Genomic DNA, 23,998 nt, shown 5'->3' with positions numbered 1-23,998 from the left:
AAAAAAACGCAGACTTTTCTCTATTTTTATATAAATCAACTACTTAAATATAAAAAACAACCGCCACTTATTCCCAAATCAAATAAATATAGACGCACATATTCTATTTGACACTGGCGCCAGCGGCTTTTTCGGCCCGCCAGTGATGCCGCCCCAACCACAGCGCCACCACCACCACCAGTGCTGCTCCCCACAGCGCATTGAGCGCCAGTGCATGGCTGAAGGCCGCCTCTGCCGCAGCCACTACCAACTCTGGCTCAGCGGTCTGCGGCGCCAGTTCCAGCGCGGCGCTGAGGGTTTCACCAGCCTGCGCCAACAACGTCTCCGGCAACACCGACGACAGCGCTGCGGTGAGTTCATCGCGATACAGGCGCGCGCCGAGGCTGCCCATCACCGCGATGCCCAGCGCCATGCCCAGCTCCACCGCCGTTTCCGAGGTGGCTGAGGCGACGCCGGCTTTTTCCGGCGGCACCGAGGTCACCACCTGCTCGGTGGCGAGAATCATCATCGGCATCAGGCCACTGCCCATCAGCAGCGCTCCCACCACCAACAAACCGATCCCGCCGCCGTGACCAACGCCGGCCATCAGCACAAAGCCCAGCGCCGCCACCAGCATCGATACCGTGACCAGCACGCTGTGGCGGATGCGGCGCTGCATGGCCGGCACAAATTGGGTGATCAGCACCTGCGCCACCGCCGCCGGCAGCATTACCACCCCGGCTTCCAGCGGCGACAATTGCTGCACACCTTGCAGGTATTGATAAACCAACAACCAGGCACCGGACATCGCCAGCAGCGAAATCATCATGCCGCCCACCGCCACCCGGAAGCCGCCGTGGCTGAGCAGCGCCAGATCGAACATCGGCTGCGCCAGCCGCTGTTGGCGGCGTACGAAAATTAAAGTGGCCGCCGCCGCCAATAAGGAGGCGCCGATCACATCAAGGGTAAAGCCGGAACGCGTCACTTCCTTGAGCGCGTAGGTCCAGCCGAGCAGTGCCAGCACACACTGTACCGCGCTGGCCAGATCCAGCGGTCCGGCGTCGGGGTCACGGTACTCCGGCAGCAGCTTCGGCCCCGCCACCAACAACAGCCCCATCACCGGCACGCCCAGCAGGAACACCGTCTGCCAGCGGGCAAACTCAAGGATGACGCCGCCCACCAACGGGCCAATGGCGCCGCCGACCAGAAAACCGGTGGTCCAGATGCTGATCGCCACCGTACGTTGGTCGTCGCGGTGAAACAGGTTGCGGATCAATGCCAAGGTCGACGGCATCAGCGTGGCACCCGCCACGCCCAGCAAAGCGCGGGTGATGATCAGCATGGTGGCACTGGTGGACAGCGCCGCCAGCACCGAGGCGATGCCGAATGCGGCAGCGCCCCATAGCAACAGCCGGCGGCGCCCCCAACGGTCGCCAAGCGCCCCCATGGTGATCAGGAAGCCCGCCACCATGAAACCGTAAACATCGAGGATCCATAGCAGTTGGTTACTGCTCGGGTGCAAATCGCGCACCAGATGCGGCACGGCCAAATGCAGGACCGTCAGGTCCAGCGACAACAACAGGGTGGGCAGCACCAACACCGCCAGGCCCAACCACTCGGTACGACCGGCGGCCGGCGGCGACAACGACGACGGGGGCGACATGACATCACCAACAGGCAGGAACGGGCCGGAATGATAACGGCCCCAGAAATCCGCTGCTAGCGAAGAATGATGATGCTTTTCAGTCGGCTTGAACGCTGATGAAGGTCCACAATTCGCCGTAGGATGGCACCATCACGGTCTGCTCACGCACCTCGCCGAACATGGCGCCCAAGCGCTCGCGCAGTGTCGCCAGCAAGGCGCTGGAATCAGGATCCCACTCCCCACAGGCCTGCAGGCTGAATACCCCGCCGGGTCGCAAGGCGGCACGCACATGGGCGAACAGCTGATCAATAAACTGGCGCTGGCTAAGGTCGTCTCGCACCGGGTCCATGGTCAGATCGTAAATCACCGCATCCAAATCACGAGCCTGTTCGATCCAGGCGAATGCATCCCCCACCACCACCGCGGCACGCGGGTCATCAAATGCGTCGCCCCACTGCACCGGCATCCATTTGCGGCACAAGTCGATTACGGCGCCGTCAATATCGATCAGCGTGGCGCGCGCCAAGGGCCGTTGCAGCTGGTCCCAAGTAGCGAGCAGGTAATTGAGCACACCGCCGTCGCCGCCTCCAAGGATTGCCACCTGCTGGCAATGCTCCAGCGTCAGTAGCGGCGCCACCATGGCACTGTTGTAGGCGAAGTCGGATTCGGAAATCTGCAGGTCGTCATCGATCCACAGTTGATTGCCATACACCGGGTGCTGGTAGATGGCGATGTGCTGCCACTCACTGCGGCGGCGCTCAAGCAGGAACCGGTCCGGCGGTACCGAGCCGTCGGTGGGAAACAGGAAATGTTGTTGATTCATGGCATCCAGGCTGGCACCTGCCACAGCAGGCCCGCCCGCTCTTTCCAAGCGGTGAATGAAGTGCAGCGGCCGACGCACACTGCTCGAAAGATGGGCCCGAGCATACAAAATACGTGGCCCGTCAACAAACTAGGGCCGGCGCCGTTATACTGCCGCGATATCGTATTTTCTGCTGACAGGAATCCTGACCATGACGTTAACCGCGCAGGCCATCGGGCTGATGGGTGTGCTGGCACTGCTGGCCTTGGCACTGGGCGCCGTAATCGGCCGCTGGCCGGTCGGTCGGCTGGCGAGCCGGTTGGAACAGTGTGAGCAGCAGCTGGCGGCCGCACGCCAGCTCACTGACAGCCAACAGCAACAGCTGACTGCCTTGAGCGCCGAGCAACGCACCTTGCATACCGCCCATCAAGTGCAGCAAGCGGAACTCAATCACAGCCGTGATGCACTGGCACTCAGCCAGCAGCGAGAGCAACAGCACAGCACCGCACTGGCCGATGCTCAGCATCGTCTCAGTCAGCGCGCCGAACAGCTGAGCGCCGAAACCACCCGTGTGGCCGCGTTGCAGGAACAGTTGCAACAGCTGCTGGCGGAGCTGCAACAACAACGTCAGCAATTTCAGCAACTGCAACAGCGTCACGCCGAACTACAAAGCCAGCACGCCGAACAGGAGGCCCGACTCACCGAGCGCGACGCCCACCACCAGCAACAACTGGCCCTGTTCGAACAACAAAAGCAGCAGCTGTCAGAGCAATTCAAACTGCTGGCCAACGATATCCTCGAAACCAAGAGCAAGGCGCTGCAGGAACACAGCCAAGCCAGCCTCAGCGGCGTGATGCAGCCGTTCCAAAAGTTCATGGATGACTTCAAAAAAGAAGTGCAGGACATCCACCACCGTGAAACCGCTCAGCAAGGCGCCATGCGCCAAGAACTGGCAACGCTGAAAAGTCTCAACCAGCAGATCACCCAAGAAGCCCACGAATTGGCCACCGCCCTGCGTGGGCAGAAGAAGCTGCAGGGCAACTGGGGTGAGCTGGTGTTGGACAACATCCTTGAGCGTTCCGGTCTGCGCCGTGATCAAGACTACCGCCGCGAGGTGTCGTTCCAGACCGAAGATGGTCGCCAGCGCCCGGATGCCATTGTTTACCTGCCGCAGAGCAAGCATCTGATCATCGACGCCAAGGTGTCGCTGGCGGCTTATACCCGCTATGTGAACAGCGAGGACGAGCTGGAGCGGCAGCAGGCGCTGCGCGAGCACGTGCAGGCGTTCCGCGACCGCATCAACGAATTGGCTGATCGCGCCTACGACAAAATCGAAGGGCTGAACTCACCGGAAGTGGTGTTCATGTTTGTGCCGATCGAGTCGGCATTCGTGGAAGCGCTGAAGGCCGATGAGCAACTGTTCCAGGTGGCGATGGCGCGCAATATTTTGGTGGCCACGCCCACCACCCTGCTCACCAGCCTTAACATCGTGCGCCAGCTGTGGCGGTTTGAGGACCAGAACAAGCACACCGCCGCGCTGGCGTCGAAAGCGGACCAAGTGTTCCGCAAGCTCAACACCTTCTTGGCCAGCTTCGAGCAAATCCGCCGCAGTCTTGATCGCGCCAGCGAAGCCTATGTGAAAGCCGAGGGGCAGTTGGTCAGCGGCCGCGGCAACCTGGTCAAACAAGTGGCCGACTTCAAGCAGTTGGCGCCCGCCATTCAAGGCGAACTGCCGGAATACTTTGTCGAGAAAGCATCGCTGGAAATTGACCTGGTACCGCCCACCGACGACCACGGCGAGAGCTAACGGCGCCACGCGGGCAGCGGGTTGCCACCCGCCTTGCTCCAGGCTCAAAGGGCCAGCGTCGCCCGGTCAAGCGCTGCCCGGGCGGAACGCCGGCGGCAACGTCAATTCATACGTGGCGCCGCGATTGACCAACATGGCGGACGGACCGCGTTGGGAGCTGAAATACAGCCGCGAACCATCCGGCGTGAACGCCGGGCCGGTCAACTCCGAACCGCCATGGTCGATCTGCAGCAGGATGCGCGGCACACCGTTCGGCACCATCACCATCAGCCGCATGGCATCACCGTCTTCGGCCACGATCACATCGCCGGCCGGGCTGACCACCAAGTTATCCACGTCCTTAAACGGTGCTTGCCCGGTGCCGATCAAATGCTCGTTGTCGAACACCACTTCAATCTGATCGTTGTCGATGTCGAGCGCGTAGACCCGGTTGTCGCCCTTGCAAGCGAAAAACACCACCGCCCGCAATGGCCGCTGACCGTCCGGCAACAGCGGCTGCTGGCCGTCAGGGAAGTGCTGGATCCACAACCCCTCGCCGCCATTGAAGCGGGTGCCGGGCGCACCCTGTCCGGTGCTGGCGCGGTACTGGTCACGCACCTCGCCCTGCGGGTGTTGGGGTTGCAGCACCGGCTGCCAGCGCACCTTGCGCAGCACCCGGGCACTGGCGAGATTATCGTCGTAACCACCGTGGGCAAAGCCGTCAATTTCCAGCACTTCCAACACGCCCTGGCTCAGGTCCAAGGCACTGCGTCCGTTGATGCCGGACACCCGGCCGAACGAGCGGAAGCGATAGAAGCGACCGTCGCCGTGGTCTTCAGTGAGGTACACCGTGCGCGTCTGCTCATCCACTGCCGCCGCCTCGTGGCGGAAGCACCCCAGCGCCGGATGCACCACCGCCTGCGCCGGCGTGCCGAACGGATCGCATTCGTACACCAGCCCATCCGACAGTTCCTCGCAGGACAACCAAGTGCCCCACGGTGTCGGCCCGCCGGCGCAATTGCGGCGGGTGTTGAGCAGCACCGGATAGGCATCGATCAAGCTGCCGTCGGCGGCAAAGCGCAGTGCGCCGACACCACCACTGCGGTTGGTCTCGCTGTTAGACACATACACCCAGCCGCCATCTTCTGCACCGAACACGGCGCCGCCGTCCGGTGCCCGATGCCAGCTGTAACCGAGCAGCCCACCACTGGGATCAATGCGGCCGCTGACCGGGTTGGCCAAGTGGCGCGCCACACAGCGCACCGAGAAGCCTTCCGGAATCCAGATGCCATCGACGCCGGAATTCTGCAGCAGTCCAATTTGCGACAGTGGCCCGGCCACCAGCGGCAACTCGCGGCCTGGCAGTTTATCCAGCGGCGGCAACGCGCCGGGGACACGGCTGAGCGGCAGGTAGCCGGACGGGCGGTCCAACCCCCATGCCACAGCAGCGGCGGCTCCGGCACCGTAAAACAAAGTGCGCAACAAGGCGCGGCGGGTATAGGCCATGTCGATTCCATCCCAGCACTGGTTCATCGACTTCTAACGCGCCATCACGACAACGTCATAACTAGACCGTGACAACTCGGTGACAAGCAACCGCCCTCATCCAACCCCGCCCAATTGCGTTATGCTTGCCGCCTTCTGCTTACACCACAGGGATGACTATGCGCAGCGTTCTGGTTACCGGCGGCGCCGGCTACATCGGCAGCCACACTGTGCTGCAATTGCTAGAGGCCGGCTGGCACGTCCACGTGCTGGACAATTTCGCCAACAGCGACGCCGAGGCCCTGCGCCGGGTGCAACAGTTGGTACCGGACGGCCACTTGTCTTGGACTGCAGGCGACATGGCAGACACCGCACTGGTGACCCAGTTGCTGGGCGACACCCGGCCGCAGGCGGTACTCCACTTTGCCGGCCTCAAGGCGGTGGGCGAATCAGTGGCCGAGCCGCTGCGTTACTACCGTGTCAATGTCGGCGGTACGCTCAGTGTGTTGGAAGCCATGCAAACCACCGGCGTGCGGCAGTTGGTGTTCAGCTCCTCCGCCACCGTTTACGGCATTCCAGAGCAGCTGCCGCTGACCGAACAGGCGGCGCTCGGCGTCACCAACCCCTATGGCGCCACCAAGCTGCACATTGAGCAAATGCTGCGCGACCTGCACCGCGCCGAACCGGACTTCCGTATTGCGCTGCTGCGTTACTTTAATCCTGTGGGTGCCCATCCGAGCGGCCGTATCGGCGAGGCCCCGCAGGGCACGCCGAACAACTTGATGCCTTATATTGCTCAAGTGGCGGCTGGCTTGCGGCCGGCGTTGACGGTCTACGGCGATGACTACCCCACCCCGGACGGCACCGGGGTGCGTGACTATATTCACGTGATGGACTTGGCGGCCGGCCATCTGGCGGCCTTGCAGGCGCTGCAGAACGGCGACGGGGAATTGATCGTCAACCTCGGCACCGGCCGGGGTTACTCCGTGCTGGAGATGGCGAAAGCCTTTGAAGTCGCCAGCGGCCGCCCGGTGCCGCTGACTATTAGCGCGCGCCGTGCGGGTGATGTGGCCGCCTGCTACGCCGACCCCTCCTTTGCCCGGCAGGCATTGGGTTGGGAAGCACAGCGTTCATTGACAGACATGTGCCGCGACCATTGGCACTGGCAGCACAGCAACCCACACGGTTACCGCAGCGAGTGACTCAGAGCGTGTCTTGGTAGGCCGCCAACTTGGCGGCCCAGGCCTCACGGTTACGCCAGTAATGGGGCACCCGGCGCTGGAACCAAATCCAGGCCACATACACCACCACCTGTAACAACAGCCCGGCCAACACCGCGTCGGGAATAGCGCCGTCCTGCCATACATCGGCGAACAGTGCAGTCCCCAACACCGCCATCACCAACACCAGCAACACGCACACCACACCGAGGAACACCGCTTCCAGCCTCAGCAGCCAGCTGACTGGCAACACAAAGCGGCCGCCTTGATAGCTCCAGTAGCGGGTCAAGGTGCGCAGATCGTTCTGGGTAAAGCGGTGGGTGCGGAACAGCCCGAGAATGGTGTCCACCTCCTCCACCGTGACCGGCTTCTGCACTAACCGTTCTGCCGCCAAACAGCGGCGCTGCTGCTGCGCCACTTCCAGCAGCTCCGGCACATCACCAGCGAGCTGCACCAACGCATCCGGGCGATCCCGGCGCAGGTAGCGCGGCGCGCGATTGATCAGGTGCCAACACGCCGGAATGATCGACACCAACGCCGCCAATACGGTGCCGATGCTGCCTGCCAAATCAATGAATGAATCGATGCCCATGGTCCCCGGTCCCACACCCCTGTGATGGCGCGGCTGCGCTGGCTGGCAACATACGACAGCGACTGCGGCAAGCCAAGCACGGGTCGGTGATCTCAGATGATGGCCTGCAGCCCCTTGTCTGCCAGGATGTTGAGCAGCTTCAGCGCCGGCCCCGCCGGACGGGTTTCACCCTGCTCCCACTTGCGCACCGTTGATGCCGTGGTGTGCAGGAACAGCGCAAACACTGGCTGGCTGAAATTCAGCGTTTCACGCAGTCGCTTGATGTCGTCCGCATCGAACGGACGCACCGGCGGCGGACAGATGGCGTCGAACTTGCGCATGGTCACCTTGCTGACCGCCCCGGCTTCATGCAGCGCGGCCAAGTCACCACGCAGCGATTCAATGATCTTGCTTGTCACAACACACCTCCAACAGGACTCCCGCCTGCAATGCCTTGATCAACTCCATACCCGACAGCTCAAGGAACACCCGGCCTGCATAGCGCAGTGCGAGGCCCTCGTCGGGAGTGATATTTCCCTTGTCGCCTTTAGCGAATCCATGCAGGAACACATAACGCTGGCCGATGCGCGCGGACAGCAACATGCGCCAACCGCAACGCTTGCCAACACCAGGCCGAGCGATGCGCATTTTGTAGAGCAGACCACCCAGCTCAGCATCGATCAGCCCGCTTTCCATTGCCCTCACTGCTTGGCACAGCACGGCGTCCGGGACGCGCTCCATCGCCTGCCAACGGGCGAAATCCTTCCGCTTCAAAATGTTCATGGCCGCACCCGACAAACATACCCGTAACGGGCATGAATAACCACCCCACCTGATGCCACCGGGTCAGAAGCCCGGCAGCCAGGACCTAGCCCGCCATGATTACGTTGACGCCGCCCGAACCCTGTCAGCATTTGCGGGTCATCTGCGTCCGGGATTTGCTGATCTCCAATGTGTCACCTGGTGTCGCAACGGGCACATCACTGCAGCAACAAAGCAGACCCGCGGACACCGGCCAGCCAGCTCAATCGACCATAAAAAAACGCCCTGTTCGGGAACGGAACAGGGCGTCTGGTGGTGACAGTGCGCCGGAAGGGAGGCGGCGAACTGCCCAAGGAGTGGACCACCGCATTCAGCATGGAAGAGCCCGGTGTAGCCGGCATTGGCCTGCTGGCTGCACCATCGGCGCCGGCGTCAGACCAATGGCGTTTACGCTGCTCAGCGCAGTTGGCTGTCCTTACTGCCGCGGCGGTTGTAGCCGCTGAAAACACGTTGCTCGTTGTCTTCTTGCTCCTGACATGGGACACACAGACGCACCCCAGGCACCGCCCGGCGCCGAGCTTCTGGAATCAGCGCCTCACAGGCTTCGCAATGGGTCAGGCTTTCCCCTTGCGGCAGTTGGCTGCGCACCCGCTGCACCGCATCTTCGATGGTGCTATCAATCTGGTCCTGTACCGCGCCCTCATGGGCCCATCCTGTCGCCATGGCACACCTCCCGGAACGCTCCACAGACCTGATCCATAATGGCTCCTGCCCCGTGCCTTGCAAGCCCTGGGCCGATCTCTGTTGCGGCGCAGCGCCGGCGTTACCGACACCGCATTCAGAGGAACGAGCACAGCACCGCGCTGGCCACATACCTAGGCGTCGGCACTCCGCCAGCAATGATGTTGCCCCCAAGTGCCTGCCTGCTCTCACCCCATTTAGAGTGAAGGTGCTGTCGCAACCGCTGCCGGCATCCAGCGGCCACTGACGTGGCAGCCATCGGCCGGTTGGTGTACAACAGCGCCTTTGCGCGGCATCAGCCCGCGCCCCGCATGCGGATTCGCTCATGATTGCTGACGGCCGGCTGGCCTTTGACGCGCGCCCCATTTGGAGTGCCGCCCCCGCTCCCACTGCTGCCACCGCAGCAGGCAGTGGCTGCCTCACGGTTATCGGAGCACTGCGGTGAGCGGCGCCCGAGCTCTTACCCGTCACGACGCCAAGGTGTTGGGGCTGTCCGCTCTCGGCGGCGCGCTGGAGTTTTACGACTTCATCATCTTCGTGTTCTTCGCCAGCGTCATTGGACCGCTGTTCTTTCCGCCAGACATGCCGGAATGGCTGGTACTGATCCAGACCTTCGGCATCTTTGCTGCCGGCTATCTGGTGCGGCCATTAGGCGGCATCGTGATGGCCCACTTCGGAGACCGAGTCGGGCGCAAACGCATGTTCGCGCTGTCGGTGTTCCTGATGTCGGTGGCGACGCTGGGCATGGCCTGCCTGCCTACCTACGACCACATCGGTCTGGCGGCGCCGGTGCTGTTGATCCTACTGCGCATGCTGCAAGGTGCCGCGATCGGCGGTGAAGTGCCCGGCGCCTGGACATTCGTCTCCGAGCACGTGCCCGCGCACCGGGTCGGCATGGCGTGCGGTTTCCTGTGTTCCGGCCTGAGCCTCGGCATCCTGCTCGGCTCGCTGATCGCCGCCGGCATCAACTGGGTGTTCACCGAACAACAGGTCAGCGATTACGCCTGGCGCATTCCGTTCTTCCTAGGCGGCATTTTCGGCTTGATCAGCGTTTACCTGCGCCGCTTCCTCAGCGAGACCCCGGTGTTCACGGCGATGCAGCAAGATCCACGGCTGCAAGACAAACTGCCACTTAAAACCGTGCTGCGTGACCACCGCCATGGCGTGGTGATTTCGGTGCTGTTGACCTGGGTGCTATCGGCCGGGGTGGTGGTCACCACGCTGATGACTTCCACCTTCCTAGAAAAGATCTACCACTACACCGCCCTGCAAGCGCTGCTCGGCACCAGCTTCGGCACGCTGTTCATGCTGGTGGCGACGGTGATCGGCGGCATGTTGGTAGACCGCGTCGGCAGTGGGCGCTTCTTCCTGGTCGGCGGGCTGGTGTTTGCTGCCACCACTTTCAGCTTTTACTCGTTTGCCGGCGTGTCGCTGCCGGTGATGTTCGCGCTCTATGCGCTAATGGGGCTGGGTGTGGGACTGGTGGGCGGTGTGCCCTATGTGATGGTGCGGGCGTTCCCGGCACCGGTGCGATTCAGCGGACTGTCGTTTTCCTATAACGTCGCCTACGCGGTACTCGGCGGCCTGACGCCAGTGGTAGTGACCACGCTGGTAGCGGTAAATCCGCTAGCGCCGGGCTGGTACCTGCTGTTCATCGGCGCGCTGTCCTGCGGCCTAGGCCTGTACCTGATGCACCACAGTGAGCGGGTGGAAGGCGAAATCGGACTCGACACCGCCCCCCGCCGCTGACGTGATTCAATCATCGTCCTCGGTGGTCAGCGCCAGTAAATCACGGGCGTAACCATTGAGGTCGAACGGCTGGTCGGAGGCCATCGCTTGGCTGATGTGCTCGGCCAGCACCTGCGCCATGGCCCACAGCACGTCGTCCCGTTCGAGCCCTTTGGACAGCAGCGCCATCAGCACCAGCCCCGCTTCACGGGGGTGGCCGTCAGCGATCTGGTTTTCCACCGCTTCCACCAACTTGCGGCGGGCAAACTCTTCTTCCAGTTGTTCCTGGTCCTGCATCGGGGCATGTCCTTTGTGGGCCGGGCGCGGCATCGCCGGCATTTGACTCGAGCGTGACGATCTCGCTTGATAGCGGCCGCCGCAGATGGGCCCGCCCGGCAGCGCCGGCGGGGATCACGCACGTTATGGGAAACAGGCGACGCTCACAAGCATGCACACTTCGATGTCCTGGCGGGCCTTGTTCCGCCTTACCACCCCGGTGCTGATGGGCTACCTGCCGCTGGGTTTTGCGTTCGGTCTGGTGGCGGCGCAGATGGCGCTGCCGGTGTGGGTGCCGGTACTGATGTCCGTGCTGGTTTATTCCGGCACCAATCAGTTTTTGCTGCTCTCGCTGTGGGGCGCTGGCGTCGGAACGGTGCAGATTCTGGTGGCGGTAGCGCTGCTCAGCTCGCGCCATCTGTTCTACGGTCTGTCGCTGCTGCATCACCGCTTTCGCAGTCGCGGCCAGAAGCACTACACGCTTTACGCGCTTACCGACGAGACGTTCTCGCTGCTGGTATCGCTGCCGCCGGAACAAGGACTGGCCAACGCCGGGCGCATTGCCTTTCTCAACCAATGCTATTGGGTCGGCGGCGTACTGATCGGGGCGTTGGCCGGCCATGAATTACCGCTGGCACTGGACGGGCTGCCGTTTGCCCTCGCCGCGCTGTTCATCGTGTTGATGGTGGAGCAGTTCATGCAGGTGCGGCAGCCCCGCTATTTCGTACAAGCGTTACTGATGGGCCTACTGTGCCTGTGGCTGTTGCCGCGCGAGCACTTCCTGCTGGCCGCCATCGGCGGCTGTCTGTTGCTTGTCGCCGGCGATTACCTGCGGAGCCGCCGCCATGAGCATTGAGTTGCTATGGCTGATGGTGGCCGCCGGCCTGATCACCTACGCCAGCCGGGTGCTTCCGTTTGTGCTGCTGAAGCAGACCGACCAGCCCTTTCTGCGCCACGCGGGCCGCCAGATGCCGGCGATGATCCTGACGTTGCTGGTGCTGTACAGCCTCGCCGACGTGAACCTGCTGCCGGGTCAGTGGCAGCAGGCACAGGGTTTGCCGCTGCTGATCCCGGCGCTGCTGGCGTGGGTGCTGCACTGGCGCTGGCGCAACGTGCTGCTGTCGATCCTCGCTGCCACCGGGTGCCACATGCTGCTGTTGCAATGGGCGGGCTGAGGCCGCCCATTGCAACGCCCCCGTCAGAACCCGGAGACCGGCCGGGTGAGGAATGCGTCCTGCTCCCCCGCGGCAAGTTGATCGAGCAGATGCACCATCGAGTCCGTTGCACGCGTGTCGACCGCCACCACTTCGTAGCGGTTGCCATGGACCAACTGCAACAGCCGGTGCGGCCCCGCTCCAACATTGGACATGTTCACTTCAGTGACACTGTCCGGCAGGGTGCCAAGACGTACACGTCCTTGCAGCGGCGCACTGGCTTCCACTGCGCCCACCTCTTTAGCCGCGGCGTCCCAGAAAAACACTTCACTGATTTCCAGATCACTCAGATTACCCAGCAGCGTGCCGCGACCACTGGTGGACGCACCGACCCAACGGGTGTCTGGCAGCAGCACGCTGGGCTGGCCACCTTCATGCATAGCGATAGCCTGGTAGTCATCGTGGGTGAGACGCCGGTTGAAGAACAACCACCCGTCGCGGCGCGCCACCAGCTCAGGCAATGCATCGAAAGCACCATCCACCGCCTCTACCCACACCGAACGGGAATAGGGGGCCGTTTTGGAGACTTTCTCAATCGCTCCATTCAGGGTCCACAGCAAATGCCCATTACTGGCGACTAGGAAGTTGCCCAGCACCGCGTGGTTCTGGAAGTCCATGACATCAGCGCTGCCAAGCGACAGCAGCTGTTCCCAACCATTGCGGCTGATCCGGTAGAGCTGGGCATCAGTGGTGATCAGCAGCCCCGGCGAAGTGGTGGCGATATAAAAGTCATCGCCATCGAGTGTTCTGTGATTGTCGCCAGGCACGGCTAGGGCATCGCTCCAAAGACTGCGTGGAAACAACAGTTGCTCGCCCGCTACATTACGCAAGTCGGTGGCAGATCCGGCAGTGTTGGAGTCTGCGCCAGGACGGTAGCGCCAAAGCACTCCTGCCGCGTCATCTTCACCCGCCATCACCAATAGTTGTGAGCCATCGCGGAAGGTTTCCAGCAGCACCACTTCGTCGATGTCCACGGCCAGAACCTCTGGCAGCACCGTACCGTCCATGGTTACCTGTTTGAGCTTGCGCTGGGCGTCCACCACCAACCAACCGCCCGGCTTCAGTGAGCTTGGGTCGAGCACAGTGCTAACGACTCTGTGTCCCGCCGCGAAAGACAGCGGCGCCTGTTGCGCAGTGGTGCCCAACCGCAATTGCTGCCAACGCGCATTGCCCCCGCTTCCCAGCTTGAACGCGTAAGCCGTCTGCAACGGATCACTGAGGTCATATTGAAATACTTGTAGATCCGAGACTGCATCGATCAGGTTCGCGGACGCTGACGATACCTGCTCGCGCTCCACCGCCAACGGCGTCGGATCGGTGGCGACGCGTACCAACTGATCCGGTACCCAGTTATTACTCTGGTGACGGAAGTAGAGCACCTGATCAATCATCAGGTTCGACAACGTCACGCCATCGGCAGCCACATCTGCCCGGTGAATAGGGTGCAAACTGGTCAGATGTCCATTCAGATAGGGTGTGCTGTCCACTAATTCAGACTGTTGACGCTCCGGGTGGTAGGCAAACAGTCCGCGCTTACCGCTCTCCGTGCTGCTATAGAAAAGGCGGCCATGAACATCTGCATCAGATGACAAGCCACTCAACTCAGGCAACTGCGTGGGTGCCGGCGGCGCTAGGGTGCCGCCACCGGGTGCCTTGCTGCTGCCACCACCGCTGCTGCCACCGCAGCCAGATAAGACCAGGACCAAGGCCAAGGCCAGGCCATCCCGTTTCCAGGTTTTCATAGGATATTTCCTGCTGTGATGCCGCCCCGCCCCTGGCTTGCGGGCTGGGCCGAGGCCGCAAGGTTGGTCAGAAGTTGAAGCGCCCGCCCAGTTCGAACAGAAACTCAGAAGCATCCATCAGGCGGCTGGCACCGGCATGCAGCGCGAACTGTTCATGGAGTCGGTACACCCCTTGACCGCCGATAAACGTTTCATCCGCGTCGCCCACGTCCATGTAGCGCAGGAATGCGCGTGCTTCCCATTGCGGTGACAGCATCATCCGACCGCCTGCCTCAACCTGGAAACCAGAGTCGGAGTCACTTACGGAGCCGATCCATGGCATTTTCACAGTGATTTTGGCGCGGACGAGACGCAACTCTCCGTAGACATCAGTACGGCTGTCCACAGGCATGACCATGCCGCCGCCCAACGACATCACTTGTTGCTTGACGCCACTTTTTTCCAGCTGATCGACGCCACCTGCGACATAGAAGCGCTCATGGAATCCATAGGAACCGCGCAGGAAAAAACCGTCCGGCCCCAAGTCCCCGGTCATTTTCTGGTACCCGCCGTCCAGATAGCGGTAGCTCACCTGCGGGGTATCCGCTACCGCCTCTGCTCCCACCAGCGTCAATGCCACAAGCACCCAACCGAGCTTACCCAGCCACCTCATCCCTCGTTCCCCTTGCCGACGCGTCCACGCGTGATTGCTCATCCTGCTGCAGCCGCCTCTTACCGAGTGGTGCAACGCTCAGCGGGAACGATAGGGAGCCAAGCGAATAATCCCCATCCCCCAAACGAGTCCCCCCGGCGCACCCCCGCTCAGATCGGCACCCGCCTAGGAGGAGTTAGCAGCGCACTTGAACGCGATAGCCGCCTGGACCGGACTGGCCCAACCCGCTGCCCTGGCACGGCACCTTGCCGCCTTGGCACGAAGCGGGAACATGCCTCGAGATAGCCGCGCAACAACGGCGAAAATCAGCGTGCACAATCGGCAACAGAGGGGGGAGGATGAGGTTGCCACCTCAGCCACCACTGCGCTTCAGCTCGGCTAGCAGCCGCCAGGGGCGCAATAAATGATCAGAGGCATGCGGCGCACGGCGGTCGCCAAAGCGGCTCGATCGGGTCACACATCACAAGACGGGAATTGAAGCAGCAACGCCGATGCGCGCTGCTGCCCTAACGTATTCCGTCTAGTGACCGCGACTGATGCAGTGAAGGGTCTGTATGCATGGAGCGCCCTGGCCCAACGACGATGGCAGTCAGAGCGGCATCCGCACCTGAAGGCTGAAACAAGCGGATGCGCCGGCCGAGTGGATCACTTCCGCGGTTCCATCCAACTCGGCCATGCGATTGCGGATATTGTCCAAGCCATGGCCCGGCAACAGGTCATCGGGCTCGAACGCTGTCCCACTCCGACATGGGTTGGTAAGGGTGAGTTGCAAGCTGGGGGACGGCTCTGATTGCAGCGCCACCACCAGCTCCATACGTTTGTCGCAGCCGTGCTTGAGAGCATTAGTCACCGCCTCATCCAGCACCCGGCGCAAGTTGACATACTGCCTTGGCGTTAAATGGTGATGTGCGGCGGCGGCTTCCGCAGGCCAACTCGCTGACAAGCTGCAATCCAGTGGCGCAAGACGTTCGAGCAAGTCATCGCGCCAGTCGTCCAGCACTTCATCGAGCCGATAGCGACGATTGTGGTCGAGCACATAAATCGTTTCCCGCAGCGCAGACATTGCTTTACGCGCCAGCTTCTCCGAATTTTCATCCGGAGCGGTGAGGATCAACGACAGCAATCTGCCGCCGACTTCATCATGCAAGTCCCGCATGATGCGGTGGCGCTCCTGTTGCGCGCCACTCTCACGCGCCTTGCGCACCTCGTTGATGCGCGCCGCCGTGGCGGCCAGTGCACGCGCAATGGCCTGATCCCGAGCGCTGAACAAACGGCGACCGCCCTGGCTGTAGCGCAAGCTCAGTGAACTGTCAGCGCATTCCAGATCAGGCACCAGCAGCAAGGCGCCATTTTGCGCCAGTCGCGCCTGCTCCAGCGGCTGCGGCACCTGATCCAGACTCAACGGGCGGAACAGTTGCTGCAGCAACTCACGCCACAACTCGCCCACCCGTTCCGGCGCGCAGTCGTACAGCGCCGCCACGAACACCGGCATGTAATGCTCCATCGACGTGGCCGGCACCGACGACAGGCGTCGCAGCGCCCATTGCCGCGCTGGAAAATATCCCCAGCCCACCAGTAGCACGGACATCCCCAAGGCCAACGCTGGCTGCAAACCAAAAAACGTGATGATGGCAGCATCCACCAGCAGCACACTAAGGCCGCCGAGAAACCATAACCAGGCGACAAACCACCAACGCTCCAGCTGGAACAACCGGTAACGCAAAATGCCCAAGGCGAAGCCCAAATAGAGAGTCACCACCAGCCCCACCATGGTGGACGGCGACGCCATCGGTGGCACATCTAGGATCACCGGCAGGAAATAGACCACCATGCCCATACCCATGGTCAGCAGGGTCGACAGAATCACCCAGCGTAATGCCCCGCGTTCCTCCGGCAGATGTCGGGACCGCCGCCATTGGCGGATGGCCACCCAGGTACCACCCACATAGTAGAAAAGAAGAGGCAGATAGAACGTATGGAAAGGCCATTGCACCACGCCAAAGGCCTCGTTGAGCAGCACCAGGGCGACCAACAACGTGGATAACAGGATCCAGCGACGGGCGTGGGGCAACGGCTGAGGGTAGAGCACCATCAAATGCAACAGGCACAACAGCAGGCCATGGAGTGCCAAGTGATTGCCTTGCATCAACGCATCGAACACCGCGCCCGGCAGCGCCAGCTCACGCGCCTCCCACAAGCTATGCTGCCACGTGGCGACGAACATGCTGAACCCGGACAACGCCAGCAGCCGCGCCGGCCAGCTGTGTGGCAGAAATACCCACACCGACACACCGATCATGCAGGCCAGCAGTCCGTAGAAATGCAGCAGCCAAAACTCCAGTGGCAACGAGGCAAGGCGACGATCCCGGCTGGGCGCTACGCTCACCGGCAGTTGCCCGGCACGTTGCAGCACCACCTCCTCACCACGCAGTGCAGAAGCGACTTGGTCTTCACGCTGGAGAAAATCGTGGTAGCCGGCAAAGGTCGGCGACGCATGCGGCTGGGATGACAACCAGTAGCCTTCAAGAGAGAGCAACCGCCCCGCTGCCACTAGGCCGGTCAGCTGATCACCCTCGGCAATACGCTGGAACGAGGGCCCATGCGGGTCCACCCGCACTACGCGAACGCCGTGTTCATACTCGTCCAGCGTCAGGCCCAACCAAGGCCCCTGCAGCGCGCACAGCACCGCAACAGCGGTTGCACACATCAACGCAATCAGCACCAGCAACAAACTTTGCAGCGGCGCCAGTGCCCAGCGCCGGCGTCTGTCAGGGCGATTCACTGGGCACCACTCCCAATCGCACCGCTTCCAGCGTCGCTTCAGCCCGGCCCGATACATCCAGCTTGCGGTAGATGTTCTTTACATGGCCGGCCACGGTATTAGGGGTAATCGCCAACGCTTGAGCGATATCGCTGCGAGTAAAGCCGCGTGCCAGCAGCCGCAGCACTTCGGTTTCACGCTCGCTCAAGCCCTGGCTGTTTCCCGGCTCGCGAGTTGGCGCCGCCGGCGCTGCGCGGAAATGCCGCAACATACGGCGCGCAATGCTAGGCGACAGCGGCGGCTCTCCGCGCACGATGCCCTGCAGCTGGGACAGTAACCGGCTGCGCGGCTGGTCTTTGAGCAGATAGCCCTGCGCACCGGCCTGGAGTGCCGAGAAAAGATGCTCGTCGTCGTCAAAGATGGATGCCATCACCACATAGGTGTTGGCGGCGCTGCCCCGCACCACTCGAACCAGTTCGGTGCCACAACCGTCGGGCAAGCTGATGTCTACCAACGCGATGCCGAAGCAGCGGCTCGCGACCTGCTCCAGCGCCTCCGCCAGCGTACGCACCGCCACCACCTCAATACCCGGATACGCGTCGTGCAACAGGCCAGTCAGCCACTCTCGGCTTTCGGCGTGGTCTTCCAACACCAATGCGTCTTTCATTCCACGCCCTCCCGGCGACGGCGCCAGCCGAGAGTGCCATCCCCTGCTGCCACCGGCACTCTGCTCTTGTCATTCCTTGAATTTATCGTCATCCCTTGCGCAAACGGCTGTTGCCACCTAAAGCGGCAGCACTGCAGCGAAGGCCACCCGCACCATCGCTCATTCCGGCATGAGAATGAAGCCTGTGCGCTGGCTGCACCTCTGCGCTGGTCAGCCACGCCGCCGAGTGGCTCGCCAGGAGAGCTAGTGACGTCAGGGTGGTAGGCAGCGGGCTGCTTCAATACATCAACGGCTGGCCGTACTGCTCTGGCGTGGTGCCTGGAAACAGCAGCGGAGTGCTCGGCAGCGCCACATCGAAAGTGCCACGATAAGGAACGTTCTTTTGCGCGCGAAGATCGGACAGCGTGCCTTCGAATTGCCCACGTAAGCGCCCGAGCTGGCGGCTGACCGTCATGTCACACTGTTGCAGCGCGTAGCGGTTGTGGTAGCCATAACTGCTTTGCTCGCCGTCCCACTCGAAATAATAAAGCAGGGCGTCTGGCCCACCGCAGTCCAAGGGGTTTTCTGTTGCGCCCACCTCGAGCAGCGGATCGATCACCAGCACCCAGTGGGCATCGGCGGTTCGGAACATATGATCTTCACCAATCACTAACGCCCCGTCAGGCCAATAGTGGCTCAACACCAGCTCAGTGCCGGATTGCAATTGAAGGCTGCCATCAACATGGCCGCGAATAAGGTCTTCCTGTCCCCAGGGAGACAGCCGGTAATAGCCCTCCGAGACAATGTATTCACGACCGGTGTTAGCGTCTTTGAGCACGCCGTCGAAGGTCCCTGCGTAGCCGCCGCCTTGCTCGGAGCGCGTGCAGTGAACGTCCCCCCAGAGCATTGGCTTGGCGTCACCCGACACAGGCAAGCTCAACGCCAGACCGCATTGCGCGGCGCCCGTTTCAGTGACTGAGAACATGAGCGTGCTGGTGTGCATCGGCTGGGTGCCGGCAAACCACCAATCTGAATAACTGGCGTCAAAAGTGCCGGCGCGGGTGCCGCTGCCGACGGTTCCATTGACCAGCACCAGCGGCTGTCCACCATCGATGCGCAGGCAGAAGCCATCGTGCTGCGCGGCAATGATGCCTTCGCAGGACAAGCCCAGCGCCGCCATGGCCTCCGCCGCCGGCGATGCTGTGCCAGCAGCTTTGGAGGAACCATCAGCAGCGCTGCTACCACCACCGCAGGCCATCAGCAGGCTGCACAGTGTCAGGAGTCCCAGTTCACGGACCTTGCCCAACCCGTCGCGTCCGCTCGTCAACAGGATCTTTTCCATTGCCGCATCGTTCCTCCATTGGCACTGTTTTCACCCGCCCGCGGCACCCACCTCAACCAGGCAACGCTCGCGGCGATTCAGCCCGCGACAAGATCGAACAGCGATCCTGTCGCGGGCTGCAGTGCTTCAATATAGAGAGCGCCACGCACGCCCCACACCCCCCAAATGGAGTGCCCGGGACGGGCGATAACGGCATAAGAACCGCTCAGGATGAGGCCGTCACCGTGGCTTACCGCCACCCGGCATCGGCACAAAACCCGGTAACGCTTCCACGCGCGCCATCCAAGCACACAGCTGCGGATAGCGCGATACGTCCACCCCGCCTTCCCACGCTACCGACAGGTAGGGATAGACCGCACACTCGGCGATGGTGGGCCGGCCGGCGGCGAGCCAGTCGTGCTGGGCGAGGTGCGCGTCCAGCAGCGCCAGTATGCGAGCGCTGGTGGCCAACGCGACTGACTTGTCCAGCGGGTAGCCGAACTTGTCCACCAACCGTGCCGCATTGGGGCCGTGCTGAACCTCATTGGCCGCCACCGACAGCCATTGCGTCACCTCACCCTGCAGATGTGCCTCGGTCGGCCACCAGGCGGCGCCGCCATAGCGAGCGGCCAGATAGACCAAGATCGCCTGCGCATCGCGCAGCACCACCGAGCCGTCCTCCAGAATCGGCACCTCGCCCCACGGATTCAGCGTCAGCAAGTGTGGCTGCTTGTGTTCGCCGCCGAGGAAGTCCACCGGCTGCAACGTCAGTGGCAGCTGCGCCAGCGCTGCGAACAAGCGCACTTTGTAACAGTTTCCGGATACATCTAGGTCATAGAGTTTCATGGTCGACGTCCTGTTCAGGGATCAGTTGATTGAATTCCAACACGTTGCCGTCCGGATCGCGGATGAACAGTGCCACGCGCCGTGGCCCGATGCGTTTCGGTCCCTCGGTGACGGCAATGCCTGCCTGCGCTAGCCAACATTGCAGCGCCGCCAAATCGGCCACCAGAAACGCGGGATGGGTGATGCCCGGCCACTTCACCGGCTCGTCCAGCAACACATTGCGCCGCCCGGCGCGATGGGCGCCATTGAAGATCAAGTTGATGCGCACCCCGGCGGGCGTCACCATTTCGTTGGCTTCAGCGGCGGGAAAGACATGGGTCTGGCAGAAGCCGAGCCGGGTGTAGAACGCCAACGCCCGCTGCCGATCGGTCACCCGAATGCCCACATGGTCGTACCCCAATGCCGGCTGCGGACACGCACCGGCGCCGTTATAGCCCTTGTCCATCACCGCCCTCCCTCGACTTTCGGCGCATTGAACATGGGCCGATGCTGGCCCAGCATCGAAGCCAGAAAAATGCGCTTGAGCCCACAACACTGTTGCGCGTGGCGCACAAATCACGGCGAGGCAGACGGCATGGACAAACTCAAGGCGATGGCCACCTTCGTGCGCATCATTGACCACGGCAGCCTGAGTGCCGCCGCAGAAGCGCAGGGCCAGTCACCGGGCGCGGTGGTGCGCAGTCTGGCGGCACTGGAGCGAGCGCTGCAGGTCCGACTGCTCAACCGCACCACTCGCCAGCTGGCGTTGACCGAGGAGGGACAGCGTTATTTGGACCACTGCCGTGACATCCTGGCCCGCATCGATCGCGAGGAAGCGGCGCTGCGCGACGACCCGGACACACCCAGTGGCACGGTGCGGGTGACAGCGCCGGAAACCTTCGGCCGCTACCATCTCGCCCCGCTGGTGAACCGCTTTTTGCAAACCCATCCGGCCATGCGTATCCAGTTGGTGCTGGACGACCGGCCGTTGAATTTGGTGGAAGCCGGTCTGGATCTGGCGCTGCGTATCGGCCAGCTTCCCGATTCGTCGTTGGTGGCGCGGCGGCTCGGCACCATGCCGACGGTGCTGTGCGCCAGCCCCGATTATCTGGCCAGCCGCGGCGTGCCAGACCTGCCGGCGGCACTCAGCAACCATGCCTGCGTGACCTTTGCACCGCAGGGGCCGATCTGGCGGTTCCGCATGGCGGGCGAGGAGTTGGCAGTGCGCATCGACCCGACACTCGTGACCAACCAAATCGACAGTGCCCGCCAAGCCTGTCTGGCCGGGCTCGGCTTCGGCCGCTTCTTCCATTACCAGGTGCGCGAGGCGCTGGCCGACGGCAGTCTGGTGCGGGTCCTACAGGACTACGAGCCGGCACCGGCGCCCGTGCAACTGACTTATCCCCACGCCGCCCTGCTGCCGCACCGCGTGCGCTACCTGATCGACTGGCTGACCCCGCAACTGGCGCCGCAGCTGACGGCAGCCTGAAGCGCTCAACCAACCGGCACAAAAAACCGGGGCACGCCCCGGTTCAGTGTGTTGCCGTCTGACTCAACGCTGCGGCAGATCCGGCCCCGGCGCCCGTTCACCCAGTTGCTTGGCGGCCTGCTGCAAGGCACTGCGCAGCCCCTCTTCCACCACCGGGTGGTAAAACGGCATGTGCAGCATCTGGCCCACGGTGAGCCGCTGCTGCATGCACCACGCCAACAGGTGGGCAATATGCTCACCAGCGGCAATCGCCATTTCGGCCCCGAGCAGCTCACCGCTGTCAGCGGCCACATACAGGTGCAAGCGACCGCGGTTGAAGCCTTCCATGCCGGCGCGGGCCTGACGGCTAAAATCCTGTTCGGCGACGATCACGCCGTGCTCCGGCAACTCACGCCGCGACAGCCCGACGCGGGCGGCGTTGGGGCGGGTGAATACGATGCCCAGCGGCGCGCGGCGTTGGTAACGCTGCGCCGCCTCGGGGTGCAACGCATGCCAGGCGGCGATGCGGCCCTCATCAGCGGCTTCATGCATCAATGGACGCAAGCCGGCCACATCGCCAGCCAAATAAATTGGCAGCTCCGCCACCTGCAGCGTGTGGGGGTGCAGCGGCGGCCGGCCGCGCTCATCTAGAGTCACCAGTTGGTCCAGGCCAAGACCGTCCAGATTCGGGCGCCGGCCGAGCGCCAGCAGCGCCCGATCAACCTCCACCTCCCGGTCACCGGCGCGCACCCGCAAGCCATTGCCGGCGGCTTCCACGTTGACCTCATGGCCCAGCGTCACCGTCATCACTTCAGCCAAGCTATCGGCCAGCACGGTGCTAATGGCAGCGTCGGTCAGGCCACCGACCAAGCTGCCGCGACTGAACCCCTCGACCTGCAGCCCCAACTGCGCCAGCCCCTGCCCTAGCTCAGCACCAATGGCGCCGAGGCCAATTACCGCCACCCGTTGACCGGGGTGTTCCAATTCAAAGAACTCATCCGTGGTCACCACTCGCTCACCGAATTCACGCCACGGCGCCGGCACCACCGGACTGGAGCCGGTGGCAATCACGGTGGCGTCAGCGTGGATGCGCTCGCCATTGACCTCCAAGGTGTTGGCATCAAGAAAACGCGGTGCGCCATGGATGCTGTGCTCAGCGGGGGCGCTGGCGCGGATCGGGCCGGCAATGAAGCCGTCGCGCAACCGCCGCACGTGGGCCATCACCGCTGGCACGTCCACGTCCATCCCCTGCCACTGCACCCCCACCTGTTGCAGAAAACGCTGCTGCGCCAGGCCATGGCTCACCGCCAGCAGCGCCTTGGACGGCATGCAACCAACCCGCGCACAGGTGGTGCCATAGGGGCCGTGGTTGATCAGCAAGACGTCATCGGTCACTCGACGGGCTTCGTTGAGAGCAGTGAGGCCGGCGGTGCCGGCACCGATCACCACCAGTTTGAATCTGCGCATGGACACGCTCCTGTCAGGCTGCGGCGCGGTTGCTGGCGCCGGCAGCAAATGGGGCCGACATCAATGCGCCGGCGAATAAAACGGGGGAAAGCAATGCGCTTTTAGCGTTCTGGGGCATCGTTACGGTCGACACCCGCCGATAGCCGCTCAACCGGCCGCCGGCTTCTGCGCCACCGCCTGTAACACCGCAGAGCGGCCGGTGTGATAGCGCCCTTCCAGCACCTCGCGCTCGATCTCCACCAGATGCAAAAACTGTAAGCCGTCGAGTTCCTCGCGCAGCAGATCGGCGGTGATTTTGGTATCCGGATCACTGCCGCCGCCGGTGCCATAAGCAAGCTGCGCTGGCGTATAGGCTTCGATCAGAAACACGCCGCCGGGTTTCAGCGCCGCCACCACCTTGCGATGCAGGATGCGGCGTTCGGCATGGGCCAGCGGCGCAAAAATAGACACCACCGCGTCCCACTGCTGGATGCCCGGCTCCAGGGTTTCCAGCTCCGCGTGCAGAGTATCCAGCTGCACGCCGCGTTCGGCGGCCAATCGGCGGGCTTTTTCCAGGCCCACCTTGGAGCTGTCCATGGCGGTAACCTGCCGGCCCTGAGCGGCCAAGAACACCGCGTTGCGCCCTTCGCCCTCGGCCAAACTCAATACTCGCCCCGGTGGCAAGCTGTGAGCCCATTCCACCAAGAAATCGTTTGGTTCCTTGCCGTAGGCATAGTCGTCGCTGCTGAAACGCTCATCCCACATCGCTGCGGCTCCCTGTGTTGTGACTGGACCAAGCCGCCAAGCTATATCAGGCGGGCATGAAGTGGACATGAAACCACCACCGGGCGACAAGATTGCCAATCCGGACAGTGGCCACGCAAGCTGGCCGCTACGGCACCTTTTGCCATGACCAGAGTGCGCGCGG

At 62.8% G+C, this 23,998-nt stretch carries 23 protein-coding genes; 6 read left to right on the top strand and 17 right to left on the bottom strand.

Features of this window, described 5'->3' with window-relative positions:
* Positions 1-103: 103 nt before the first annotated feature.
* Together AB5I84_RS05980 and AB5I84_RS05975 are read right to left on the bottom strand one after the other, a co-directional pair.
* Positions 104-1,642, bottom strand: a complete 1,539-nt coding sequence (locus tag AB5I84_RS05980; RefSeq protein ID WP_369454947.1) for an MFS transporter — start codon at positions 1,640-1,642, stop codon at positions 104-106.
* Positions 1,643-1,721: 79 nt separating this feature from the next.
* Complete coding sequence (locus AB5I84_RS05975) at positions 1,722-2,447, bottom strand: spermine/spermidine synthase domain-containing protein (RefSeq protein WP_369454946.1); 726 nt, start codon at positions 2,445-2,447, stop codon at positions 1,722-1,724.
* A 190-nt stretch (positions 2,448-2,637) separates the two neighbouring features.
* On the opposite strand from AB5I84_RS05975, the gene AB5I84_RS05970 reads away from it, so the two are divergent.
* Positions 2,638-4,233, top strand: a complete 1,596-nt coding sequence (locus AB5I84_RS05970; RefSeq protein WP_369454945.1) for a DNA recombination protein RmuC — start codon at positions 2,638-2,640, stop codon at positions 4,231-4,233.
* Positions 4,234-4,299: 66 nt separating this feature from the next.
* Here AB5I84_RS05970 and AB5I84_RS05965 read toward each other — a convergent pair whose 3' ends face one another.
* Positions 4,300-5,718, bottom strand: a complete 1,419-nt coding sequence (locus AB5I84_RS05965; RefSeq protein WP_369454944.1) for an alkaline phosphatase PhoX — start codon at positions 5,716-5,718, stop codon at positions 4,300-4,302.
* Between the two features lie 158 nt (positions 5,719-5,876).
* On the opposite strand from AB5I84_RS05965, the gene galE reads away from it, so the two are divergent.
* Complete coding sequence (gene galE / locus AB5I84_RS05960; protein WP_369454943.1) at positions 5,877-6,899, top strand: UDP-glucose 4-epimerase GalE; 1,023 nt, start codon at positions 5,877-5,879, stop codon at positions 6,897-6,899.
* A gap of 1 nt (position 6,900) precedes the next feature.
* Here the strand turns inward: galE and AB5I84_RS05955 are convergent, their stop codons facing one another.
* The 4 genes from AB5I84_RS05955 to AB5I84_RS05940 all read right to left on the bottom strand — a co-directional run bounded on the left by AB5I84_RS05955 (position 6,901) and on the right by AB5I84_RS05940 (position 8,973).
* Positions 6,901-7,509, bottom strand: coding sequence for a hypothetical protein (locus tag AB5I84_RS05955; protein WP_369454942.1), 609 nt, complete (start codon positions 7,507-7,509; stop codon positions 6,901-6,903).
* 92 nt (positions 7,510-7,601) lie between these two features.
* A complete protein-coding gene (locus tag AB5I84_RS05950; RefSeq protein WP_369454941.1) occupies positions 7,602-7,907 on the bottom strand; it encodes a helix-turn-helix domain-containing protein in 306 nt (101 codons plus the stop codon).
* Entirely contained in the window at positions 7,888-8,271 is a 384-nt protein-coding gene (locus AB5I84_RS05945; protein WP_369454940.1) for a type II toxin-antitoxin system RelE/ParE family toxin, read from the bottom strand. The genes AB5I84_RS05950 and AB5I84_RS05945 overlap by 20 nt, the downstream gene beginning before the upstream one ends.
* A 435-nt stretch (positions 8,272-8,706) precedes the next feature.
* Positions 8,707-8,973: a DksA/TraR family C4-type zinc finger protein gene (locus AB5I84_RS05940; RefSeq protein ID WP_369454939.1), complete on the bottom strand. Its 267-nt coding sequence runs from the start codon at positions 8,971-8,973 to the stop codon at positions 8,707-8,709.
* A gap of 459 nt (positions 8,974-9,432) precedes the next feature.
* Between AB5I84_RS05940 and AB5I84_RS05935 the strand changes: the two genes are divergently transcribed.
* On the top strand, positions 9,433-10,740 hold the full coding sequence (locus tag AB5I84_RS05935) for an MFS transporter (RefSeq protein WP_369454938.1): 1,308 nt from the start codon (positions 9,433-9,435) through the stop codon (positions 10,738-10,740).
* 6 nt (positions 10,741-10,746) lie between these two features.
* Here AB5I84_RS05935 and AB5I84_RS05930 read toward each other — a convergent pair whose 3' ends face one another.
* Positions 10,747-11,016 carry a hypothetical protein gene (locus tag AB5I84_RS05930; RefSeq protein ID WP_369454937.1) on the bottom strand — a complete coding sequence of 90 codons (270 nt, stop codon included), beginning with the start codon at positions 11,014-11,016 and terminating at the stop codon, positions 10,747-10,749.
* A 163-nt stretch (positions 11,017-11,179) separates the two neighbouring features.
* Between AB5I84_RS05930 and AB5I84_RS05925 the strand changes: the two genes are divergently transcribed.
* Positions 11,180-11,851 (top strand): AzlC family ABC transporter permease, encoded by a 672-nt coding sequence (locus tag AB5I84_RS05925; protein WP_369454936.1) that lies wholly within the window; start codon positions 11,180-11,182, stop codon positions 11,849-11,851.
* Positions 11,841-12,170 (top strand): branched-chain amino acid transporter permease, encoded by a 330-nt coding sequence (locus AB5I84_RS05920; RefSeq protein ID WP_369454935.1) that lies wholly within the window; start codon positions 11,841-11,843, stop codon positions 12,168-12,170. Before AB5I84_RS05925 ends, AB5I84_RS05920 begins: the two co-directional genes overlap by 11 nt.
* A 23-nt stretch (positions 12,171-12,193) precedes the next feature.
* On the opposite strand, the gene AB5I84_RS05915 is transcribed toward AB5I84_RS05920, so the two are convergent.
* The 7 genes from AB5I84_RS05915 to AB5I84_RS05885 all read right to left on the bottom strand — a co-directional run bounded on the left by AB5I84_RS05915 (position 12,194) and on the right by AB5I84_RS05885 (position 20,622).
* Complete coding sequence (locus AB5I84_RS05915; RefSeq protein ID WP_369454934.1) at positions 12,194-13,951, bottom strand: hypothetical protein; 1,758 nt, start codon at positions 13,949-13,951, stop codon at positions 12,194-12,196.
* 67 nt (positions 13,952-14,018) lie between these two features.
* Positions 14,019-14,603 (bottom strand): outer membrane beta-barrel protein, encoded by a 585-nt coding sequence (locus tag AB5I84_RS05910; RefSeq protein WP_369454933.1) that lies wholly within the window; start codon positions 14,601-14,603, stop codon positions 14,019-14,021.
* 589 nt (positions 14,604-15,192) lie between these two features.
* Positions 15,193-17,385: a sensor histidine kinase gene (locus AB5I84_RS05905; protein ID WP_369454932.1), complete on the bottom strand. Its 2,193-nt coding sequence runs from the start codon at positions 17,383-17,385 to the stop codon at positions 15,193-15,195.
* Positions 17,372-18,031: a response regulator gene (locus AB5I84_RS05900; protein ID WP_369454931.1), complete on the bottom strand. Its 660-nt coding sequence runs from the start codon at positions 18,029-18,031 to the stop codon at positions 17,372-17,374. The genes AB5I84_RS05905 and AB5I84_RS05900 overlap by 14 nt, the downstream gene beginning before the upstream one ends.
* A gap of 277 nt (positions 18,032-18,308) precedes the next feature.
* Complete coding sequence (locus AB5I84_RS05895; protein ID WP_369454930.1) at positions 18,309-19,352, bottom strand: hypothetical protein; 1,044 nt, start codon at positions 19,350-19,352, stop codon at positions 18,309-18,311.
* A gap of 219 nt (positions 19,353-19,571) precedes the next feature.
* Positions 19,572-20,177, bottom strand: coding sequence for a glutathione S-transferase family protein (locus AB5I84_RS05890; RefSeq protein ID WP_369454929.1), 606 nt, complete (start codon positions 20,175-20,177; stop codon positions 19,572-19,574).
* Positions 20,164-20,622 (bottom strand): VOC family protein, encoded by a 459-nt coding sequence (locus AB5I84_RS05885; protein ID WP_369454928.1) that lies wholly within the window; start codon positions 20,620-20,622, stop codon positions 20,164-20,166. Before AB5I84_RS05885 ends, AB5I84_RS05890 begins: the two co-directional genes overlap by 14 nt.
* A gap of 129 nt (positions 20,623-20,751) precedes the next feature.
* Here AB5I84_RS05885 and AB5I84_RS05880 point away from each other — a divergent pair, with 129 nt between their 5' ends.
* On the top strand, positions 20,752-21,645 hold the full coding sequence (locus AB5I84_RS05880) for a LysR family transcriptional regulator (protein WP_369454927.1): 894 nt from the start codon (positions 20,752-20,754) through the stop codon (positions 21,643-21,645).
* Between the two features lie 63 nt (positions 21,646-21,708).
* Here the strand turns inward: AB5I84_RS05880 and AB5I84_RS05875 are convergent, their stop codons facing one another.
* Entirely contained in the window at positions 21,709-23,091 is a 1,383-nt protein-coding gene (locus AB5I84_RS05875) for a dihydrolipoyl dehydrogenase (protein ID WP_369454926.1), read from the bottom strand.
* Between the two features lie 147 nt (positions 23,092-23,238).
* Positions 23,239-23,835, bottom strand: a complete 597-nt coding sequence (locus AB5I84_RS05870) for a class I SAM-dependent methyltransferase (RefSeq protein WP_369454925.1) — start codon at positions 23,833-23,835, stop codon at positions 23,239-23,241.
* Positions 23,836-23,998: the final 163 nt, after the last annotated feature.

Origin of the sequence: Alcanivorax sp. REN37 (assembly GCF_041102775.1) — a bacterium.
Classification (GTDB): domain Bacteria; phylum Pseudomonadota; class Gammaproteobacteria; order Pseudomonadales; family Alcanivoracaceae; genus Isoalcanivorax; species Isoalcanivorax beigongshangi.
The sequence above is the reverse complement of the archived record's forward strand: the minus strand, read 5'-3'. Positions and strand labels throughout refer to the sequence as shown.

Coding starts and splice junctions, on each gene's coding strand:
- galE (WP_369454943.1), top strand. CDS start 5,877: ATGCGCAGCGTTCTGGTTACCGGCGGCGCCGGCTACATCGGCAGCCAC.
- AB5I84_RS05945 (WP_369454940.1), bottom strand. CDS start 8,271: ATGAACATTTTGAAGCGGAAGGATTTCGCCCGTTGGCAGGCGATGGAG.
- AB5I84_RS05890 (WP_369454929.1), bottom strand. CDS start 20,177: ATGAAACTCTATGACCTAGATGTATCCGGAAACTGTTACAAAGTGCGC.
- AB5I84_RS05910 (WP_369454933.1), bottom strand. CDS start 14,603: ATGAGGTGGCTGGGTAAGCTCGGTTGGGTGCTTGTGGCATTGACGCTG.
- AB5I84_RS05895 (WP_369454930.1), bottom strand. CDS start 19,352: ATGGAAAAGATCCTGTTGACGAGCGGACGCGACGGGTTGGGCAAGGTC.
- AB5I84_RS05885 (WP_369454928.1), bottom strand. CDS start 20,622: ATGGACAAGGGCTATAACGGCGCCGGTGCGTGTCCGCAGCCGGCATTG.
- AB5I84_RS05915 (WP_369454934.1), bottom strand. CDS start 13,951: ATGAAAACCTGGAAACGGGATGGCCTGGCCTTGGCCTTGGTCCTGGTC.
- AB5I84_RS05965 (WP_369454944.1), bottom strand. CDS start 5,718: ATGGCCTATACCCGCCGCGCCTTGTTGCGCACTTTGTTTTACGGTGCC.
- AB5I84_RS05900 (WP_369454931.1), bottom strand. CDS start 18,031: ATGAAAGACGCATTGGTGTTGGAAGACCACGCCGAAAGCCGAGAGTGG.
- AB5I84_RS05930 (WP_369454937.1), bottom strand. CDS start 11,016: ATGCAGGACCAGGAACAACTGGAAGAAGAGTTTGCCCGCCGCAAGTTG.
- AB5I84_RS05940 (WP_369454939.1), bottom strand. CDS start 8,973: ATGGCGACAGGATGGGCCCATGAGGGCGCGGTACAGGACCAGATTGAT.
- AB5I84_RS05870 (WP_369454925.1), bottom strand. CDS start 23,835: ATGTGGGATGAGCGTTTCAGCAGCGACGACTATGCCTACGGCAAGGAA.
- AB5I84_RS05875 (WP_369454926.1), bottom strand. CDS start 23,091: ATGCGCAGATTCAAACTGGTGGTGATCGGTGCCGGCACCGCCGGCCTC.
- AB5I84_RS05975 (WP_369454946.1), bottom strand. CDS start 2,447: ATGAATCAACAACATTTCCTGTTTCCCACCGACGGCTCGGTACCGCCG.
- AB5I84_RS05955 (WP_369454942.1), bottom strand. CDS start 7,509: ATGGGCATCGATTCATTCATTGATTTGGCAGGCAGCATCGGCACCGTA.
- AB5I84_RS05970 (WP_369454945.1), top strand. CDS start 2,638: ATGACGTTAACCGCGCAGGCCATCGGGCTGATGGGTGTGCTGGCACTG.
- AB5I84_RS05880 (WP_369454927.1), top strand. CDS start 20,752: ATGGACAAACTCAAGGCGATGGCCACCTTCGTGCGCATCATTGACCAC.
- AB5I84_RS05925 (WP_369454936.1), top strand. CDS start 11,180: ATGTCCTGGCGGGCCTTGTTCCGCCTTACCACCCCGGTGCTGATGGGC.
- AB5I84_RS05980 (WP_369454947.1), bottom strand. CDS start 1,642: ATGTCGCCCCCGTCGTCGTTGTCGCCGCCGGCCGCCGGTCGTACCGAG.
- AB5I84_RS05920 (WP_369454935.1), top strand. CDS start 11,841: ATGAGCATTGAGTTGCTATGGCTGATGGTGGCCGCCGGCCTGATCACC.